The following is a 19,645-nucleotide window of genomic DNA, read 5'->3' as shown; positions in this document are numbered from 1 at the left end:
TAATTACAGCTTACAATGATTCAACTCCATTAAAATAACACTTATTAAGAACAAAGAGCATATCTTCTGCCCATTTTTCATTTTTATAGTGCCGTGCAATTTCCATAAGTCCCTCAACATAATTATTTGCCAAAATATGAGCAAGCATGGGATCGTGCTTGGTTTTTGAATATCTCTTTAAACCGTCTTTTATATGCTGTTCCAATCGTTTAACCCACATATCTTTTGCATTCTCATGTTTCGTTCCCGAGCTCTTGTCGATCAAGATGATGAGTTTTATTCTACTCTTTAACAGTTTGGGAAGTTGAGATGCTCCGCCCCGATTAAATCTTTCATAGGGGCTTCCGGCTTCCATCTTTTCTTCATCTTCCATCATCTTAATGATGTTATCCAACACGCCTGCGACTACTTCATCAAATAATCCTTCTTTGTTTTTGAAGTAGGTGTAAATAAGCGCAACAGGAATATCAGCCGCTGCTGCAATATCCGTCAGCTTGGCGCTTCTATAATCTTGTTCATAAAATATTTTTTCCGCAGCCGTCAGAATTCTATCCTTGACTTCTTCTTTTAATACCTGCATACCGCCCGCACGCTCAAAACGTTCTCCTTTCTATTCTACCAATACTGAATTATAATTTAATAATAAATCTTTATTCAATATTTGTCAATAGAGGTAAACAAATTTTACAAAAAAATACCGATTAGCCTACAAGACTAATCGGTATGATTGCTTATTTAAAAGGGGCTGTTATTTTATGGGTTCCAAATGAGCTTGGAAGTGTCTAAGAATCGGGGGTTCCCAGATAATTTTGTAGCCCTTAACCTGAGAGGCTCTTTCCTTAATATTGATTAAAGCTCCTGCAATAACATCTAAGTGAGATTGGGTGTATACTCTTCTTGGAATTGCAAGACGGGCAAATTCGAATTCGGATTTGATTTGTTCTCCGGTTTCGGGATCGTTTCCGAGCATAAAGGAACCGATGTCGCATGTGCGGATTCCGGCTTCTTTATATAACTCTACGCAAAGAGTGTGGCCGGGGAATTGATAGTACGGAATGTGCGGGAACATGGCGTTGGCATCAACATAAACACCGTGTCCGCCTGCCGGATTTTGAATGGCAACACCTGCATCAAGAAGCTGAGAGGCTAGGTATTCCATAGAAGCGTTTCGGTATTTTAAATATTCTTCATCAATGCCTTCGTACAAACCGATAGCCAAGGCTTCAAGGTCGCGGCCTGCAAGACCTCCATATGTGATAAATCCTTCAAAAGAAATACAGTTACCCTTAATCATCTGATAGATTTCTTGATTGTTTTTAATACCTATCAAACCGCCCATATTAACGATAGCATCTTTTTTTGCACTCATTGTAAAAGTGTCGGCATAGCTGAACATTTCACGGATAATCTCTTTAATAGGCTTATTCTTAAATTCTTCTTCTCTTTGTTTTACAAAGTAGGCATTTTCTGCAAATCGTGCTGCATCAATATTGAACAAAATGCCGTATTTTTTTGCAACTTTAGCAACCTCACGGATATTCTGAATTGAAACGGCTTGTCCTCCGGCTGAATTGTTTGTAATAGTCATTACAATCATTCCAACTTTTTCTTTTCCGTGTTCGTTAATAAGCTGTTCGAGTTTTTCGACATCCATATTTCCCTTAAAAGGTGCATATTCGGAAGGTTTTTTTGCTTCCTTACATACGCAGTCGAGAGGTCTTCCTCCGGCTAAGGTTACGTGAGCTCTGGTTGTGTCAAAGAACATATTTGAAATAGCAACTTGGCCTTTTTTGAGCAGCAAGGGGAATAAAACCTTTTCTGCAGCTCGGCCCTGATGGACGGGCTGGATGAATTCATATCCGAAGATATCCTGTCCTGCTTCAACCAATTTAAAATAGCTTTTTCCTCCGGCATAGGCCTCATCTCCGACCATAACGCCGCCCCACTGCTTATCGCTCATTGCATTAGTTCCGCTGTCGGTCAATAAGTCAATGTAGACATCTTCACCGCGTAAGTTAAACATATTGTATTTTGCTTTTTCAAGATATTTGATACGGTCCTCACGCGTTGTCATTTTGATGGGCTCAACCATTTTAATTCTAAACGGTTCCGGTACATACTTTTTCATTAAAAAGCCTCCTATAGTTATTATGAAGCTTAGTTTACCACGCCTTTTTTCTACTGTCAAGGTCTTCTTTTTTTATCATTCTATTGTAAAGGTAAAAAATATATGATATATTATCTATAACTTTTGATATTAAAAGGTGCGGCAATGATTTTTATTTATTATCTTACAGAAAAAAATTATAATCCGCTATAAAATTTAAAAAAGCAATCAGATGTTTATAGAACAAAAAAGTTCCAATATGAAAGATACGAAGTTATAGAAAATAAAAAATGACAAGGAGAATTCCGATAATGAAAGCGAAAACCGGCGATGTATACTGTGTGTATAATTCACATTTAAAAAAATATACTGCGTGCCAAATAACCAAGATAGAGGAAGGTGAGAAAAAACCGAAAGCAGTGCTGCTCTGGTTAGATTGGTCGGGTGAACAGCCTCTCAAAGAGGAAGAATTACCTTTACTAAAGCCGCTTTATCAGGACTTTATGTACTGGAAACGAGGCCTGCATATTTGTAATGTTGATGTCATGGTGCCTGCGAACCATATGTTAATCGGTAACATGCAGCCATTAACCGATGAAAGCACAAATACCTATGCAATGTCTTGGGGAAACGGATACGAAGTATATCGTCAACTTAAATGGCAGGAAATTCCTAAAGAGCAAAGAGATGCTTTTAAAAAAGCGGAGAGCAGTAAGGAAAAAATTATATTTGCCGGAAAAGAAATGGCGGTTTCCAGACATCGCATACATGATGATGTTCCTTTTGAAAATGTGCTGGAATTAAAAGCCTTTCCATGCTTATCCTATTTGGCATGTAAAAAATGGCATACCGGTTTATATGAATATTTACAATCCTGTCCGTTTTTAGATGAGCTGGTACTTGAAAATCATCAGCAAAAAAAATTGGATTTTTCCAATACGCATTTACATAATCTTTCCATTGATATGAACGGCGTGGAAGAACTGTATCTGAATAACGAATTGGAAGAACTTATTCTGTTAGGTGAAGTAACAAATAACTGTAAAATACATGCTGTTGAAAACGGAGCTTTATTACTTTTAACATCAACTGAAATAGTGCCTAAAATACAGGGGCTAAAAGACTTGGGCAAACTGCATTGCTCAGAGATTACAGAACTTGATGTAGCCGAGATTTTAAAAGCATACCCGATGCTGAAGGAATTGCGGCTATGGGGCAAACCCGGTATTATTTCTAACCTTTCTATGCTATCCCAATTTACAAAATTGGAGGGCTTTACCACGGTTGATTTATTCGGTTTTTCTGCCGAAGATATTCCGGAGCCGGAATGTTTACCGAACTTACTTTGGTTTTGGATGAGCAGCCTGCCGGAAAATGCAGCCAAAAAAGCTAAACAGCTTTATAAAAAGAGAAAAGAAGAAGGGCTTAATCTTTGGATACAAAAGCCGCGAAAACCGGAATGGTTGGCGCAGAACCTTGACAATCCGTTCCGCTCATGGGACGGACAAGAAAATATTTCTGCAGCGAATGCCAAGAAAGCAGCAGATATATATAAAAAAACAAGAGCCGAAATTCTCAAATTGGAACAAAGCTCGCCGCTCGAAGCAGCACGGACTGCCGAAGCTTTGGTGAGGGCATACACTGAAGCCTTTAATAAGATGGACAAACGCAAATATTTTATTGAAACAGTAGAAAGAGAGGATATCTATTGTGCTCTTACAGAACTTTTAGATTTAATACCGCCTTCTCTATCTATCAATAAAGAAAAACTCTTGGAAATTTTTGATACAACACGGGATTTTTAGGATAAATAATGTTTCCGATGAAGAAATTAAAACTTTACTATTAAAAAGCATAGATGAATATGACTGTGAAGATTTTGAAATATTAGGATTCTGGAAATAATTTTAGGATTATGGTATAATCAAAAAAGAAATAGGATGTCTGGAGAAAAAATGAATAAAATAACATGTATTTGTTTAGGCGTGCGAAATATGGAAAAAGCATTAAAATTTTACAGAGACGGGTTGGGATATAAGACAGACTGTAAAGAAGATAATCCAGCGGTATGCTTTTTTAATACACCGGGAACAAAATTCGAACTTTTCCCTTTGGATTCATTGGCAAAAGATATTGATGAAAATAATCCGCCGACAGGAACCGGCTTTTCAGGAATTACATTAACATACAATGTGAAAAACAAAGAAGATGTAGATAGTGTTATTGACTTGGTAAGAAAAGCCGGAGGAACTATTGTTAAAGAGCCGCAAGAAGTATTTTGGGGCGGATATCATGCATATTTTTCCGATTTAGATGGATATTACTGGGAAGTATCTTGGGGACCCGATTTTCAATTTGACGAAGATGGTCTATTGAAATTTTAGAGAGAATAGAATGGATAATTATGGCATCAAGTAAAACATATTTAGACTTCATTTTGGAACAGTTATCGGAATTGCAAGACATACGCTATCGCGCAATGATGGGAGAATTTATCATTTATTATCGAAATAAAATTGTGGGCGGTATCTACGATGACCGCTTGCTGGTAAAAGCGGTTCCGTCGGCAATTGCGTATATGCCGAACGCTTCTTACGAGTTGCCGTATCAGGGCGCGAAAGAAATGCTTTTAGTAGACGAAGTCGATGACAAAGCATTTATAACGGGCTTGTTTAATGCAATATATGATGAATTACCGGCACCGAAAGCGAAAAAAATAAAAACTAATTAAAAAAAAACAAGTACAGGAAACCGTGCTGCACAAAAAGTAATTGCTGCAAGGGTACATATCAAAAAATAACTTTTATTTCGTTTGAGCTTCTCCCTCAAGCATGATTTCAAAGCTGCAGCATGCAGCGATAAGTTCAAAGTCGTGCGTAATAACGATAATCGTTTTACCGCGAGCTGCCGCGTCCAAAAAAGCTTTTGCAAGGATGTCCGCATGATAGCCGTCCAAACCGCTGGTCGGCTCATCGAAAATGAGGATATCGCGGCCGGACAGCAGGGCGCAGGCAACGGAAAGCCTTTGTTTTTGTCCTCCGGAAAGCGTTGCAGGGTGAACATCTTTGAGGTCATAGAGCCCCATAGTTTGTAAGATATTCCGCGCCCGTTCAAGCTTATCAGGGGTGTTCATCATACTCAATAGAATTTCTTCGGAAACGTTTTCGGTAAAAAATTGCGTTCCAGTATCGTTGGCGCTGTACCATACCGCTTTGCGGCGTGCCAGAAGTCCGCATTTTTTTCCGTTGAGGAATACCGTGCCGCCCGACTCTTTATTAAGCCCGCTCAAAATAAGGCCGAGAGTTGTTTTTCCAACTCCGTTTTTACCGGTAAGCGCAATAATCTGTCCGCTCCATACGGAAAAAGATACTGTTTGCAAAATAAGGTTCCCCTTTTCTTTGCGGTATATCCCGTCTGCTTGCAGTAAGGGTTCGTTTGCCGTAGCGGAAGATAAGGCTCTTGATGAAGGAGGGGGAAGAAACGGTTTTATAGCAGGCGTAAAAGACCTCAGTCCAAAATACTTTTTTTGCTCAAACGTCATTTTCTGCATTTCTTCAGCCATACGCGTCCACTGTATTGTTCCTCCATCTATATAGATAAAACGGTCGGCAATTCCATACAGCCAGCTTAACCTATGTTCTGCAATAATCAGAGTACGCCCTTCTTCTTTGAGCTTCTTTAAAACATGAGAAAGCCTTACGGCACTTTCTTCATCGAGATTAGCAGTCGGCTCATCACATACATATATCGAAGGCGATAGGGCATAGACCGAAGCGATTGCAGCGCGCTGTTTTTCTCCGCTTGAAAATGTGTCAAGCGTATGATCTCGTAATGCCGCAAGATGAAATGCTTCGATTGCCTCCTCCGTGCGGGCGATGATCTCCTCTTGTGCCAGTCCGTAATTTTCGCATGAAAAAGCAATCTCACCTGCAAGCTCGGAAGAAAAAAACTGGCTTTGCGGTTCCTGAAACACGCTGCCTATAAATTTGCCGCGCTCCCATAATGGAGTAGAAGACATATCTTTTCCGCCGATAAAGATATGTCCTGAAAGTGTTCCGCCGTAATAGCCCGGTGCTAATCCGTTTAAAAGGCGCAATACTGTTGTTTTACCGCCGCCGGACGGGCCGGTTAGAACCGTACATTCGCCTTCGTTAATTGTAAGGTTTATATCCGATACACCTCTTTCACTGTTTTCATAATGAAAACTTACATTTTCCATCCGTATCATCAAGCAAGACTCCTTACTATGATAACCGCAGCCATAGTAGTGCTCCACACAATGACAGCGATATAGTCGAAAGTCCGCATCTTTTTTCCGTAATAGCTGCTCCGTTTTACCGGACACTGAATACCCCGCACAACTGCCGAGACTGCGAGTTGATCGGCAATTTGAATGCAGCGTAAAAGCAGAGGAATCAGTACATATTCTCCCGTTTCTAAGGGATGAGTTAGGATGCGGGCCGGGTCCAAAAGGCCTTTGGTTTTCATTGAAAGGCGGAGCTTTTTTACTTCCGCTTTCATCACCGGTATAAAACGGAAAATAACGAGTAGTCCTAAAATAACGGAGACCGGCATTCCGATACGGGAAAGGAAAGCTGCAATCTCTCCGGGCGGCGTTGTTATCACATCCCATCCTATAAGCATAATGGGCAAGAGGTTCCAACATAAAAAAATATAGAATTCCGGTATGATGATTGTTCTAATGCCATACCGGCGAATACCTATTAAGAGAAGCCTTAGCAGCGCATAAAAGAGGCCGAATGATATCAGCAACCGCCATTTACACTGGACGGCAAGATATAAAAGACCTATAAGCGAAAGAATACCGTTTATCCTGTAATCGGCGATAAAAAATGAGCTTACAATAACGCACAAAAGCGTCCACAATTTTACCGGAGCCGTAAAATCTTTTGAAACCTTTTTCATTTAATTTTTTAACAAGGCATTTTTAAAAACTCTGATGAGCTTTTTGCAAATGTTTTTATAATACGCCCGCTTTTTCAAAATGTTTTTTTATCAGCCTTGAAGCAATCAGACTTCCTGCAAAACCGCAGACGGTTGTAAACGCAACGATAAAAATAATCCAATAAGGGACGGTAAAATACCGAACATATGAGTCGATATATTCTTGGCTCATTCCGCTTGAAACGGCAAAGGCATAATAAGCATCCCAGAAGAACCAGATCGGAAGCAAATTTGTTCCGTTAAATAACAGGCTGGAAACCGTCCATGCAGCCGTAAGCCGGCGCGTATTTTGATAGGCTCCATGTTTCCATAAAACGGCTTCGCATATTAAGCCGATAACGATGTAATACGGCAATAAATACCAGTTTCCCATTATTAGAAAAATGATGCCGAGAAGTGTCATGTAGATAAAAGACACACCCCGTTTTCCCACCCGTTGTACCATGAGAAAATAAACCGGCGCACAGATAAATACTGAAAAACCGACTGATAGCGTCATACTGACAAAATGGTTTGCCATGCACACCATATTTACAATAAATTGCATAACGACAAGAAGAGCACTTAATAAAACCGTAGTTATTACATCTTTTATCGTCCATTTGGCTGTTGTGTTCATCTTTTTATTCATTTGAATCTCCTATTTTGCTATTTATTCTATGTTTTTTGCTTTTATCATGAACATAGGTATGGTTTTATACCTTGTCGCTTGAAAAGCGTCCATATACTTCTCTTTGGAAAGAAGCCTGCTCGAAATTTCCTTAAAACCGATTTTTTTCAGCATTTTTTCATCCCATTCAGGACGATTTATATAGGCAAGCGGAAATTTTTTCAGAATGTTTATCATCTGTTCATCATGATAATAATCTCTGAATTCGCCGTATTGCTTAACAAGCTCCGCTTCATATGATTTGAATTTTTCAAACTCATCTGCATTCCATATCGGTTTAAGCCAATTAGCGTCAATGTTCAGCATGATTCCTTCAGGCTTTAGTATTCTTTTCCATTCCTTGTATACGGTTTCCGGTGAGGTGAATAGCCATGAAGCATGTCTGGAAACCACAGCATCAAATAAACATTCAGGAAAACCCGTTGAATGAGCATCTTTAAGCAAAAAGGTGATTTTGTCAGAAAGCCCCAATTCTTTCGCTGTTTTTTTTCCTTCTTCAAGCATCGCTTCGCTGCTGTCTATGGCTGTAACTTCCCAGCCGTCTTGTGCAAGCAGAATAGCTAAAAAACCTGTACCGCACCCTGCATCCAAAACTTTCTTTCCCTTGCAGTCCTTGAGATTTTCCTGAAGCAGTTTTTTCCATTCACTCCCGTTTTCTTTTAATTCCTGCATGTGAACCATCCGCATATTTTCTGCCTGTTCAGACCATTTTTTCATTAAATCTTTTATATCCATTCTTTTCCTCTGATTGTTTATTTACGGATTCCGGCAAAACACAATATTTCGCGGTTTAATAAAAAATAGCAATGTTATTTTTAGTATATATAATTTCTTTTTGATTGTCAAGATAGCGGTGTTATTTTTTAATATTTAAGGAAAATGATATCTCTGCAATTATAGACTTACATCAATATATTTTAGTTACTAAAACATATTGACAAAGAAAGTGTTTTGATGTATATTTATTTTAGAAACTAAAAGAAAAAGGAAGGCTTATTTTAGACAATGCAGTTGGCATTGTCTAAAAACGCTGCGAGTTTGCTTACGCAAACGTCGCTTTATTGATTGCACTTTTTCATTTCATTGCAAAAGTGCGGCAATTCGCCAATCCTCGCCTTTTGATAAAGGCTGCGGTTGTCGAATTTTAAGGGAGATATAATGAATGATGTAGAAAGCCTTATACGACGGACGGCAAAAATTCAGTACAAAGTAAACGCTAACGATAAAAAACCCAGAACTTTCGGTACACAGCATAAATTGTACCAAAGTGAAATTCATTTTATAGAAGCGATAGGTTTAGACGGTGGATACAGCGCTTCTGAGCTTTCGGAAAAACTCGGCATTACAAACGGTGCCGTAACACAAGTTGCAGATAAGCTGCTAAAGAAAAAATTGATAGAAAAATATAAAAAAGCGGATAACAAAAAAACCGTTTATTTTAAGTTGACAAAAGAAGGAACCGTTGCATATAACAATCACGAAAAATTCCATGCCGGTTTTAACGAGAAACTTGCAGCATATTTGAGTTCTCTTTCAAAAAAGGAGTTCGATGCGATTGCACGTTTGGCGGAATTGGTAGACAACAACATTCCCGATTTAAGTACACAGTAGGGTTTATTTTAAGGAGGTTTTATTATGAAAGCTGTTATCATCGTATTCAGTCCGTCAGGACATACATTGATTGCTGCACATATGATTCAGAAAAAAATTAAAGATAAAGGCGGCGCGGCGGATATCATAAATATTACAAAAGATGACAGTCTGCTGTTTGCCTCAAAATCCGAAAGGCAAAAAATCTTAGAAGAATGCTTACAAGATTTCGATGTACTTTTTGTAGGAGCGCCGGTATACGCAGGACACGCCGAAAGCCACATACTGAGCATTCTCGAATCGCTGCCTTTGCCGGATCAAAAGCGTTCAAAAATTGCTGTTCCGTTTATTACTTATGGAGGAGCACATTCGTTTATCGCATTGGAAGAAATGGGAAGAGCATTAAAGAAGAAAAAATATGTGCCGGTTTTAGGAATCAAACTTGCTTCGTTTCATACACTTAGCAGATTTTTCCATACCAAAATACTGGAGAACAAACCCGGCGATATGGAAGAGGGTTTAATAGAAACGGCAGTAAATAAAGTGTTTGCTCTGTGTTCACATAAAGAACACATAAAAGACAATAGTGCTTCTTTTGCCTATACCAAAGGTCCAATGCGCTTTATACTGAAACTCCTTTCGCAGGAAAAAATACACGGAAAGTTTAAAACCGTATCGATTATACGGGAAAACTGTAGTGCATGCAAAAAATGTATTTCAGTGTGCCCCATTAATAATTTTATATTTACAGACGGTAGGGTATCGATAAAAAATCAAAAAAATTGTATATTATGCGGAGAGTGTTTTTATAACTGCGGCTGCAACGCAATCGATTTTGCATACCGAACGGTTGCACAAAAAAGATTAAACGATGGAAATATTGTTTTTGAAAAAGATATATCGGCCATATATCCTAAAAAATACGGCTATATAAATAATAAAGGAGATCTGCTATGAGTAACGTATGTATTGTGTACAGTTCAACACATCATGGAAATACCGAAAAGGTTCTGAATAAAATAAAGGAAAAGTTTCCTGAAACGGTTTTGATAAAGGCCGGCGATTTTAATCCCGATGATTTTAATCGCTATGAAGCAATCGGTTTTGCTTCAGGAATTTTTTACTTTAAATTTGCAAAACCGGTCGATAAGTTATTTGAACAAGCGCTTGTGGGCAGTGTACAAAAGCTGTTTTTTATTTACACCGCCGGAGCGGTCAATGCCGGTTTTGAAAAAACTTTGCGCAAAAAAACCGAACAAAGCGGAAAAATCTGTATGGGCATATTCGGCTGTAAAGGATTTGATACCTTCGGCCCTTTAAAACTCATCGGCGGTTTAAACAAGAACAGCCCGAACGAAAAGGATTTTAAAAACGCAATCGATTTTTTTGAGAAAAATATTATAAACGCATAAAGGCTTTATAAAGACCGGATCATAGATTTTGAAAATTATTCCTTTTATATCACCACTCTAAAAGGGCGTTAGACGATTATTTTTCAAATATCCAATTTCCATTTTCTGATTGAAAATCTAATTCGGCAATACATGTATCATTATATTTTTTCCCTTTATAAAGTTCCTTTACATAAAAACTATAATCAATCCAATTTATAATCTGTGGTTCAAGATTTTTATCTTTTAAGGTAATTGCCGTAGATTTTTCATTAAATGAATCAATAACTTTTATCCGATTATTATTTTTATAAAGCATTTCATTTTGTGCATATCCATTTATGATTTTCATTTTTATGCAGTTTGAATTAAGATTTTTTGAATATAATGAAATTTTTATTGTGCTATCCTCCGTGTCTTCTACATAACTTGTTGATGGATTACCATCAAAAGCATTTTGAATTGTATATTTAAACGGACGAACTTTATCAATAAGAGGATATGAATAATCGATATTAATTACAGGAATTTCTACATCCTTCCTTATTAAATGCAAACATTCATCTCCCGGCCAGTTTTTATAAAAAGATTCATTTTGTAAATCTTTCCAATATTTAAAATTTGCGGAAGTAGAACGTTCTGTTGTTTCCCAGCTTTCACCATCATCCGAATCAGCAGAATGAGATATTACACGCTTAGCGCTGTTGAACTCCAGAATTCCTATGATGTTATTATTTCGTTCTATAACCGATACATTGCCGTAATTATCTTCATTCCAGCTCGTTACCGTGCCATCACCTGAATTCTGTATATAAATATATCCATATGATATTTCATGGAAAACCCCATTAACTTTTATATAAACCCATTGTCTAAGTCTCATTTTATTTTCATATATTTTTGAAAGATTTTCATCGTTTAAAGTTTCATAACTTGTTAAAAGCCGATAGACAGTTCCATTTTCATAATTTTCTTCAAAAAGACGTACATATTTATCTCCATAATCCCCATCTCGTATGCTTTTTTGATTTTTAAAATATTTTAATATTTCGTCATCCGTACATTCTGTAATATTTTCATAATTATTTCCAAAAAGAATTTCTCTATAGTCATAAGTAAAGCCTGGAATTGAAGTAAATATTAACAATGAAAATAAGATTATTTTTTTCATTTTTTCCTCCTAAAAATTAGTATGCCGGCTACGTATCCGTATAACAACTACTTAACCTGCATTTGCGGCTTGTCCGCAATGTCAGCGTTGAAGCGGGGGTTAGGCAGTTTTATCTAAAATGTTATTTCTTCGAAATTATTTTCGCTGATTACAATTGTACCATCTGGTAACATAAACACAACTTCATCCCAATATTCTTTTTTATCTTTATGTTCTTTTTCAACATATACAAAATAAATAATCCATTTTTCATTTGCCTCATCAATAGGATGTAATTCATATGTGGAAAAAAACAAGTCCCGGTTACATAATTCTTTTATATAATAATCAGCAACTTCTTTTAAGTTTTCTTTTTTAATATGTTTTTTTAATTCTTTTTCAGTAAAGCTGCTTTGTATATCAATAAGCTCTTGTCCAATTTTCCATATGCAATGCGTTTCATCCAATGTTTTACTTGAAGAAAACCCCTGAATAAATTTTAAGTTTTTCCTTGAATAATTTACCTGATATAAGCGAATATCCTGATTCTTTACTTTTACCATTTTTTCTAAGTAAAGCGGAAATTCATTTTCCATAATAAAAAAAGAATTTATCAAAAGCTTCAAATCAGATTCAAAATCATATATCGCCATAGTTCCAAATTGTCCTAGGGTCTTTCCATTTGTACGAAAAGAAATATTTTTATCATCATATATGATAGACACCTTATATGGGAGCAGACACTTACCCCAATCTCTGCTTTTTACAACACTCAAATTATTAAGAAACTCTTTTTTTTGATTCTCATCTAATTTTACGGTAACTTTTGTTTTAATATTTTCAACAATTATTTCTTGAGTTATTTTTATTTTGTTTAATACAAGATAATCTATTTTATCCTGAGCATAAGCTGAATAAATTAGAGTAGTTACAAAAGTAATTACAAAACATACTTTGTTTTTCATTTTCTCTCCTGTACCGAAGGCGTCCATATAACATCCCTTCGACCCTTCCTCACTATATCATAAAAACCAATAATTTTCAATCTAAAATGATGTAAAAGAGGTTTAGTGCGATAGGTAAATTATAGTCATTCTAAAATCTCCTCACGGATTTTGTCTTAGAATGAAAACAAAAGTCGCATTTATTCGTGCGGAGGCTTTAATACCACGACGCTCTGCATCGAGGTTGTTGATTGACGCCCATTCCTAATGTTTCGCTTCTGTCGAACTTCAGCTTTTTTATATTTCATACATTTCTCCGATCAATCTTCCAGCCGATTGCTTCTTCGCGGATACCGACAAATCTCCGGTATAGTCCGAATCAACTTCGTAGCTGAGATCAAATAAGGCAAAGCCCCAAATGGAAGAGGCGGAGTAAGAGCCCTGACTGCCTCATAGCAATCCCTTTTGTGCACATGAATATTTTCTACATGCTTATAAATTTCTTTTAATTTTTCGGCTTCGGCAGAATGTAAATCGCATAAAATCAAATTGGATTCTTTTTGTAAAAATGACCGGATGATTTCGGGAGAGCCGGCATAAGAGGTAATGATAAAAAATAACGCTAAATTCCGCAATTTCAGATAGAATATACGAAGTCCATACCATAAATAAGGGAAGGTGTAAAATATTTACAACCAAAAATTTCTATTCACAAAATAAGAATTTTATCCGATAATTAGTATATGCAAAAAAGAAAGTTTTTATGGATTCTTATTGTCGGGTTCCTTTCTGTTTTTCTTGAGGCTGAGGACTTAAGCCTTTCAAAAGAAGATTTGCTTGTTATACAAAACCCCAAGGGCGGCTATCATTTATATATAAGAGCCAAGCCCGATATAAAAAGCGTTCTTTTAACGGAGACGACAAAGGATCCCGATTTAAAATTGGATAACTATGCCTACCGTGATCCCAATTATAATGAAATAAACGGAGATGAAAAAAGACTTTTAAACAGTGAATTTTTGTTGCCCGAAAAAAAACTTTACAGTCTTATAGATTCTACTCCCGAAAAAAATACGCCTCTGGGGGAGGCCTATCATATTTGGATTCCCTATATAATTTTATACGGATATGATTGGTCGCGAAACGGCGAGGTCGAAGTAAAAGACGGAACCTTTTTTAATATACGCACTTTCTCAAAACCTTACGGAGATTATACGGGAAATTTTCAAGATAATCCTTTTACCTTGAGGGTAACCCAAAAACCTGTTGAAAAAGACCCGCCCCCTGATCTTTCGTACAGTGATGAGGCCGTAAAAACTTTTACGGATTTAGCCGATACGACTGAAGGAGAAATGATTTATGCAAAGGGGCCTGAGGATATTCTTCCAACAATAAAAGAAATTTTAAAAAAGGGAGAAAAGGACCATCTTGATTTACTCTTTGCTTTAGATTCCACTGAAAGCATGAAAGATGATATTGAAGAGGTGCGTAAAAATATCAGCTCCATGCTTGCCGAGATTCTGCCTCAGTATAAAACTTATAGAATAGCTTTAGTTTTATATAAAGATTACCGCGAAGACTTTTTAGTGCGGGAAGCCTGTGTTTTTACCGATAACTTAAAAAAATTTGAAAAAGCATTATACGGCTTTAGAGTTTTCGGAGGAAGGGATATTCCCGAAGCCGTATATGAAGGTATCTTTTTAGGGCTTCGGCAGTCATGGCGTGCCTTAGATGCTGATGTGGATAAAAAACTTATTCTTATAGGAGATGCTCCTCCCCATCCCAAACCTCGAGGCAAGGTAACAAAAGAAAATGTAGATAAACTTGCTGCAGATAAGGGAGTAAAGATTTATCCCATAATATTGCCGCATACTTTGTCGTATTAGGTATTGTTAAGATAGGTAATTAAGCTTCCTCCTACTTTTATTTTTTCATCTTATGTGATAAAATACTACCTCGCTAAAAAGTTTTCGATAAGAGGAGGTAAAAGATGAATCCCAACGATGTTGTAGAATGGCGGGAAAGCATTGTAAAGCTGCCCGATCATCAATTTTTTGATTTAATACAGCTGTATTTGGGAAAAATAAAAACCCCCTTTAACAAGCAGCGGCTTGCGGAACAGCTAAGTGCTTTCTTGCGAAAACCGGCAATACAAGAAAAAATTGCAGAAGGTCTGGATTCTTATGATATATTAATTTTAAAAGCCGTAAACGAAATCCCCAACCCAACACAGACGATGCTGTCTGTATTTTTTTCAAAAAAAATATCTTATTCCGCATTATCCGAAAAACTTTTAAATGCGGAAGAGCGCCTTCTTTTGTACCGAGTTCAAAACAATGCAGGGGATAAGATATACAAAATAAATCCTATTTTACAAAAAATTATAGAACCCTTTTTATCAGCCAATCTTTTTTTTATGCCGGAAAAAACAGGGCAGGTAAAATCTAAAGAAATAAATATAAATGATACGGCCCTTGCCGGACTTTATTCCTTTTGTATTCATAACGAAGCCGTTTTAAAAAATGACGGTTCTTTTAAAAAAAAATACGAAGATTTGATCAAAGAAGTTTTTCCGTGGCTTTCGGAAAAGACAAAACATGTTGACTCTATTTTTTTAGCATGCGAATCTTTAGGGCTTGTTTTTAGAACCGAAAACGGATTTGCAGTCCAAAGAGCAAAATGGGGGGCTTTTTCGCAATTAAGCAACCTTGAGCGTTTGGTATATTTTACGGCAGCATCCTTATTTAAAATGAGGAAAGAAAATTTACAAAAACTTGTTATAATCCTTTTTGAATTTTTAAATAGTTTTTATCCCGATGCATATTATGAAGAAGAAGATGTAGAGCAATTTTTTCTTCTTTTGTGTATGCAAAATTTTTCTTCGGCAATACAAAATGAAATTGGAAACGAGAATATTTTACATACAAGCTTTATCGAAACCGCAGAGCTGTTCGGAATTTTATGCAGAGAGAAAAATTTGATTTACTTAAATCCCGAATTATTTAAAAATGCGGAAGGACCTCAAAAGCCTCTTTTAATTGACCCCTCATTTGAAGTTACGGTTTTGCCCGACAGCAACCTAAAAAATCTTCTTCCTGCAGCGGAGTGTATGGAGCCTGTTTTAATTCAAACGACAGGAAAATTTGAAATCACAAAAAAAGCTTGTTCTAAAATTTTTCAGTCGGAATTAACTTCCGAAAATGTATATAAAATCTTATCGGACGCAGCAGGGCATGAGATTCCGCAAAATATAAGAGTTTCTATAAATGAGTGGTATAAGAATTTTACTTCACTGGAATTATACAGCGGCTTTGTCGTTTCCGTAAACAAGGAAAAGGAAAAGTTTTTTGAACTTGATACGCCTTTAAAAAAACTTGTCCGTAAAAAAATAGCGGAGGGCGTTTATCTTTTAAATGTTCAAGATTTAAAAGATTTTGAACAAGCCGTTTATAAAAGCGGTTTGGAATTTATCTTTTATAAAAATAAACCTCCTCAATCCTCTTCCGTAAGAAATTTTCAAAAGTTGAATTTATTTTCTCAAAAAGAAAAAAAAGATTATACAAAAAAGCTTGATTGGGTAAAGCAGCAAAAAGAAAGGGAAAATAAATACTCAAAAACCTTATCTCAATTAAGTGCAATACTAAAAGATTTGCACTTAACAAAGGAAGATGCTAAGGCTGTAAGCAGCCGTATAAACCGTAAAGCTATAATTACGGAGGAGCAGCTTAAAGACGGTGTTTTCAAATTTACAAAAAAAGAAGCGACCGGTCTTGATTTTTTAGGAAAACAAAAAATAGCAGAGCAGGCAATCTTAGGAAAGCACATCCTTGAAATAGAGCTAAACACTGAAAAAGGAAAGGAAAAGATAAGCGGGGTTCCTGAAGAAATTTTAAAACAAGAAAAAGATGCTATTCTTATACTTGCATGCGGTAATCTTAATGACAAGCTGAAAATTTCTATAGCCCATATTTCAAAAATAAAGCTGATTCAAAATTCTATTTTTTCGGAATAAGGGGATGACGGAATAAAAGGGGGCAAAGCTATGGGCAAATACAAAAATCAAAATATAATCGAAGAGCGTGTAGAAATTGAGGGAATACCTTGTCTGCGTTTTTATCCTTCAGAAATAAGCGGTTTTGTTCAGCCTTTTCCTACCGTATTTTATTATCACGGCTGGTCTTCAGAAAAAAATAAGCAAAAGCTGATGGGCTATGTTTTTTCGACTTTGGGTTATCAGGTAATCTTACCCGATGCAGTCCATCACGGTGAAAGAAATAAATTTGAAGATTATGATAAGGCTTTAAACGAATTTTTTTTGCCTACAATTATGCAAAACCTTGCCGAGTTTTCCATACTAAAAGATTATGCCGTTAAAAATTGCAATGCCGATAAAAACCGCCTTGCCGTTTCAGGACATTCTATGGGAGGCTTTACTACGGCAGGAATCTTTACCCATAATCCAAGCGTAAAAACAGCGGTCGTTTTTAACGGTGCCTGCGATTGGCAAAATGCAATTCTTCAAATCGAAAAAGAATATGATGAAGCCCATATCGAATTTGATGAGGCAACAAAAAAAGTCGACCCCGCTCAAAACATCGGTAAGCTCCTAAACCGTCCTCTTTTCTTACTACACGGAATAAAGGACTCCCTAGTTTCTTATAAGATTCAAAAACAATTTTACGATTCAACCTTACCGCTTTATAAAAACAAGGAGCTTTTAAAGTTAATGAGTGTTGAAAGAATGAACCATTATATAAGTATTCAAATGCTGGATGAGGCCATTCTATGGCTTGGAGAAAACTTATGAGGAGGCTGTTATTGGTAGTACGAGAAGTTACTATAGATGATTATAAAGATATTTGGAACTTAAATAAGAATGCTCTGGGTTATGATTTTCCTTTGGAAAAAACAAAAAATCAGTTGGAAAAAATTTTGACCGGCAAGGGAGCTAAAATTTTTGGAGCCTTTGTTGACGGTAAATTAATCGGCTATGTACATGTTTCCGATTATGAATGTTCTTTTAGTGACAGCTTAAAAAATATTATAGGTATTGCCGTTGATCCCTCATACCGAAAGCAGGGAATAGGCAGAGCCCTTCTTAGTCAGGCTGAATCTTGGGCGAGAGAAACCGGAGCCGCAGGTATAAGACTTGTATCAAGTGTAGGCCGTACCGAGGCCCATAAATTCTACGAAGCAATGGGATATACCAGCAAAAAAGAACAAAAAAATTTTAGAAAAATATTTTAGAGAGGTGAGCTATGAATGAACTAAAAGAACTTTCGTTTTTAATGTACACCTCAAAAGAGGAAAACATATCGGTTAATGTTATTGTAAAAGATGAAACTATTTGGCTTACCCAAAAAGCCATGGCTGAACTTTTTGGTGTGGGAATTCCGGCCATATCCAAACATTTAAAAAATATCTTTGATGAGGGAGAACTGGACCGTTTTTCAACTGTTTCCATTTTGGAAATAGTTCAAAAAGAAGGGAATCGGAATATAAAACGAGATACTGAGTTTTTCAATTTAGATGCTATCATCTCGGTTGGCTACCGTGTAAATTCACAAAAAGCAACTAAATTCCGTATTTGGGCGACAGGAGTTTTAAAAGAATATATGATAAAAGGCTTTACCCTTGATGATGAAAGATTAAAACAGGGTAAAACACTTTTCGGTCAGGACTATTTTAGAGAGTTATTGGAGCGTGTCCGCTCAATCCGTGCAAGTGAAAGGCGTATATGGCAGCAGATAACCGATATTTTTGCTGAATGTTCCCTAGATTATAATAAAGACGATCAAATTACAAAAGATTTTTATGCTATGGTGCAAAATAAATTCCATTATGCTATAAGCGGAAAAACAGCTGCTGAAATTGTATATGAAAGTGCAGACAGCAAAAAAGAAAATATGGGGCTTATGACATGGAAGAATTCTCCTAAGGGGCGTATTTTAAAATCTGATGTCAGTATTGCAAAAAACTATCTTGATGAAAAATCCATAAAAAGACTTGAACGGGCTATTACCGGATATTTTGATTATATCGAAGACATAATAGAAAGGGAAAATACCTTTACTATGCAGGAATTTGCCCAAAGTGTAAACGAATTTTTAGCTTTCCGCCGATATGATATTCTTCAAAATAAAGGAAAAATTTCACATGCTAAGGCAAAAGAAAAAGCCGAATCGGAATATGATATATTTAATAAAACACAAAAAATAGAATCGGACTTTGATCGGGAGTTAAAAAAACTTACAAAGGAGATGAGCCATGAAAGATGAAGAAAAGCTGACAAAGATACGGGCTCTCGATCTTTGGGATAAAAATTTAATTGATAATATTGAAGTTGGAACCTTTAAGGGTTTGCAAGAAATACATCGGTACCTGTTTCAAGATATTTTTGATTTTGCAGGAGAAATTAGAAAGGTAAATATTTCAAAGGGGAATTTCCGCTTTGCTCCGATTTTATTTTTGGCTGAAAACCTTAAAATAATCGATAAGATGAAGTCGGAAACCTTTGACGAAATTGTGGATAAATATGTAGAATTAAATGTTGCTCATCCTTTTAGGGAAGGCAATGGAAGAAGTATGAGGATATGGCTGGATGCTCTTTTAAAATACCGCCTGGGACGCTGTGTTGATTGGTCAAAGATAGATAAGTTTTCTTATTTAAGTGCGATGGAGCGCTCTCCGATAAACAGTCTGGAACTTAAGGTTTTATTGGAATCTGCTCTGACTGATGATATTCAAAATAGGGAAATTTATATGAGGGGTATACAGGCGTCTTATGAATATGAAGGCATGAGCAAGTATGATATAGGGGATATGTAA

Annotated in this window: 20 protein-coding genes and 1 pseudogene; 12 read left to right on the top strand and 9 right to left on the bottom strand. The window is 36.5% G+C overall.

What is annotated here, in order from left to right:
* Positions 1–10 precede the first annotated feature (10 nt).
* Complete coding sequence (locus tag E4N80_RS11340) at positions 11–580, bottom strand: TetR/AcrR family transcriptional regulator (protein WP_253699300.1); 570 nt, start codon at positions 578–580, stop codon at positions 11–13.
* A 168-nt stretch (positions 581–748) separates the two neighbouring features.
* Positions 749–2,128 (bottom strand): tryptophanase, encoded by a 1,380-nt coding sequence (locus E4N80_RS11335; RefSeq protein ID WP_253699299.1) that lies wholly within the window; start codon positions 2,126–2,128, stop codon positions 749–751.
* Positions 2,129–2,418: 290 nt separating this feature from the next.
* Between E4N80_RS11335 and E4N80_RS11330 the strand changes: the two genes are divergently transcribed.
* The 3 genes from E4N80_RS11330 to E4N80_RS11320 all read left to right on the top strand — a co-directional run bounded on the left by E4N80_RS11330 (position 2,419) and on the right by E4N80_RS11320 (position 4,838).
* Positions 2,419–3,912, top strand: coding sequence for a gliding motility protein (locus E4N80_RS11330; protein WP_253699298.1), 1,494 nt, complete (start codon positions 2,419–2,421; stop codon positions 3,910–3,912).
* 135 nt (positions 3,913–4,047) lie between these two features.
* Positions 4,048–4,491 carry a VOC family protein gene (locus E4N80_RS11325; protein WP_433072533.1) on the top strand — a complete coding sequence of 148 codons (444 nt, stop codon included), beginning with the start codon at positions 4,048–4,050 and terminating at the stop codon, positions 4,489–4,491.
* A gap of 20 nt (positions 4,492–4,511) precedes the next feature.
* Positions 4,512–4,838, top strand: a complete 327-nt coding sequence (locus E4N80_RS11320) for a TfoX/Sxy family protein (protein ID WP_010694130.1) — start codon at positions 4,512–4,514, stop codon at positions 4,836–4,838.
* A 72-nt stretch (positions 4,839–4,910) separates the two neighbouring features.
* Here the strand turns inward: E4N80_RS11320 and E4N80_RS11315 are convergent, their stop codons facing one another.
* Genes E4N80_RS11315 through E4N80_RS11300 form a run of 4 tightly spaced genes read right to left on the bottom strand, consistent with a single transcriptional unit; the run spans position 4,911 to position 8,477 of the window.
* A complete protein-coding gene (locus E4N80_RS11315; RefSeq protein WP_253699297.1) occupies positions 4,911–6,335 on the bottom strand; it encodes an ABC transporter ATP-binding protein in 1,425 nt (474 codons plus the stop codon).
* On the bottom strand, positions 6,335–7,033 hold the full coding sequence (locus E4N80_RS11310) for an energy-coupling factor transporter transmembrane component T (RefSeq protein WP_253699296.1): 699 nt from the start codon (positions 7,031–7,033) through the stop codon (positions 6,335–6,337). The genes E4N80_RS11315 and E4N80_RS11310 overlap by 1 nt, the downstream gene beginning before the upstream one ends.
* Before the next feature lie 55 nt (positions 7,034–7,088).
* On the bottom strand, positions 7,089–7,703 hold the full coding sequence (locus tag E4N80_RS11305; RefSeq protein WP_253699295.1) for an MptD family putative ECF transporter S component: 615 nt from the start codon (positions 7,701–7,703) through the stop codon (positions 7,089–7,091).
* 21 nt (positions 7,704–7,724) lie between these two features.
* A complete protein-coding gene (locus tag E4N80_RS11300) occupies positions 7,725–8,477 on the bottom strand; it encodes a class I SAM-dependent methyltransferase (protein WP_253699294.1) in 753 nt (250 codons plus the stop codon).
* 423 nt (positions 8,478–8,900) lie between these two features.
* Here E4N80_RS11300 and E4N80_RS11295 point away from each other — a divergent pair, with 423 nt between their 5' ends.
* From E4N80_RS11295 to E4N80_RS11285, 3 genes are read left to right on the top strand one after another with little or no spacing between them, the layout of a single operon-like run.
* A complete protein-coding gene (locus E4N80_RS11295; protein ID WP_002681187.1) occupies positions 8,901–9,353 on the top strand; it encodes a MarR family transcriptional regulator in 453 nt (150 codons plus the stop codon).
* 24 nt (positions 9,354–9,377) lie between these two features.
* Complete coding sequence (locus E4N80_RS11290; protein WP_253699293.1) at positions 9,378–10,289, top strand: 4Fe-4S dicluster domain-containing protein; 912 nt, start codon at positions 9,378–9,380, stop codon at positions 10,287–10,289.
* Positions 10,286–10,744, top strand: a complete 459-nt coding sequence (locus E4N80_RS11285) for a flavodoxin family protein (RefSeq protein ID WP_002681191.1) — start codon at positions 10,286–10,288, stop codon at positions 10,742–10,744. The genes E4N80_RS11290 and E4N80_RS11285 overlap by 4 nt, the downstream gene beginning before the upstream one ends.
* 76 nt (positions 10,745–10,820) lie before the next feature.
* Here E4N80_RS11285 and E4N80_RS11280 read toward each other — a convergent pair whose 3' ends face one another.
* The 3 genes and pseudogenes from E4N80_RS11280 to rlmJ form a co-directional block, all read right to left on the bottom strand.
* Entirely contained in the window at positions 10,821–11,894 is a 1,074-nt protein-coding gene (locus tag E4N80_RS11280) for an NADase-type glycan-binding domain-containing protein (protein WP_253699292.1), read from the bottom strand.
* Between the two features lie 113 nt (positions 11,895–12,007).
* Entirely contained in the window at positions 12,008–12,838 is an 831-nt protein-coding gene (locus E4N80_RS11275) for a hypothetical protein (RefSeq protein ID WP_253699291.1), read from the bottom strand.
* Positions 12,839–13,183: 345 nt separating this feature from the next.
* Positions 13,184–13,422 (bottom strand): annotated as a pseudogene (rlmJ, locus tag E4N80_RS11270) (23S rRNA (adenine(2030)-N(6))-methyltransferase RlmJ); the annotation flags it as partial.
* Between the two features lie 138 nt (positions 13,423–13,560).
* Here rlmJ and E4N80_RS11265 point away from each other — a divergent pair.
* From E4N80_RS11265 to fic, 6 genes are all read left to right on the top strand, one after another.
* The gene (locus E4N80_RS11265; RefSeq protein ID WP_253699290.1) at positions 13,561–14,703 is read left to right on the top strand and encodes a vWA domain-containing protein; all 1,143 of its coding nucleotides are present in this window, start codon (positions 13,561–13,563) and stop codon (positions 14,701–14,703) included.
* Between the two features lie 104 nt (positions 14,704–14,807).
* Complete coding sequence (locus E4N80_RS11260) at positions 14,808–16,829, top strand: helicase (protein ID WP_253699289.1); 2,022 nt, start codon at positions 14,808–14,810, stop codon at positions 16,827–16,829.
* Positions 16,830–16,859: 30 nt separating this feature from the next.
* A complete protein-coding gene (locus tag E4N80_RS11255; RefSeq protein WP_253699288.1) occupies positions 16,860–17,624 on the top strand; it encodes a prolyl oligopeptidase family serine peptidase in 765 nt (254 codons plus the stop codon).
* An 11-nt stretch (positions 17,625–17,635) separates the two neighbouring features.
* Positions 17,636–18,064, top strand: a complete 429-nt coding sequence (locus tag E4N80_RS11250; protein WP_366796970.1) for a GNAT family N-acetyltransferase — start codon at positions 17,636–17,638, stop codon at positions 18,062–18,064.
* 11 nt (positions 18,065–18,075) lie between these two features.
* Entirely contained in the window at positions 18,076–19,095 is a 1,020-nt protein-coding gene (locus E4N80_RS11245; RefSeq protein WP_253699286.1) for a virulence RhuM family protein, read from the top strand.
* Complete coding sequence (fic, locus tag E4N80_RS11240) at positions 19,085–19,645, top strand: protein adenylyltransferase Fic (protein ID WP_253699285.1); 561 nt, start codon at positions 19,085–19,087, stop codon at positions 19,643–19,645. Before E4N80_RS11245 ends, fic begins: the two co-directional genes overlap by 11 nt.

The organism is Treponema denticola (assembly GCF_024181605.1).
Lineage (GTDB): Bacteria > Spirochaetota > Spirochaetia > Treponematales > Treponemataceae > Treponema_B > Treponema_B denticola_B.
This window is presented reverse-complemented; position numbering and strand designations above follow the sequence as displayed.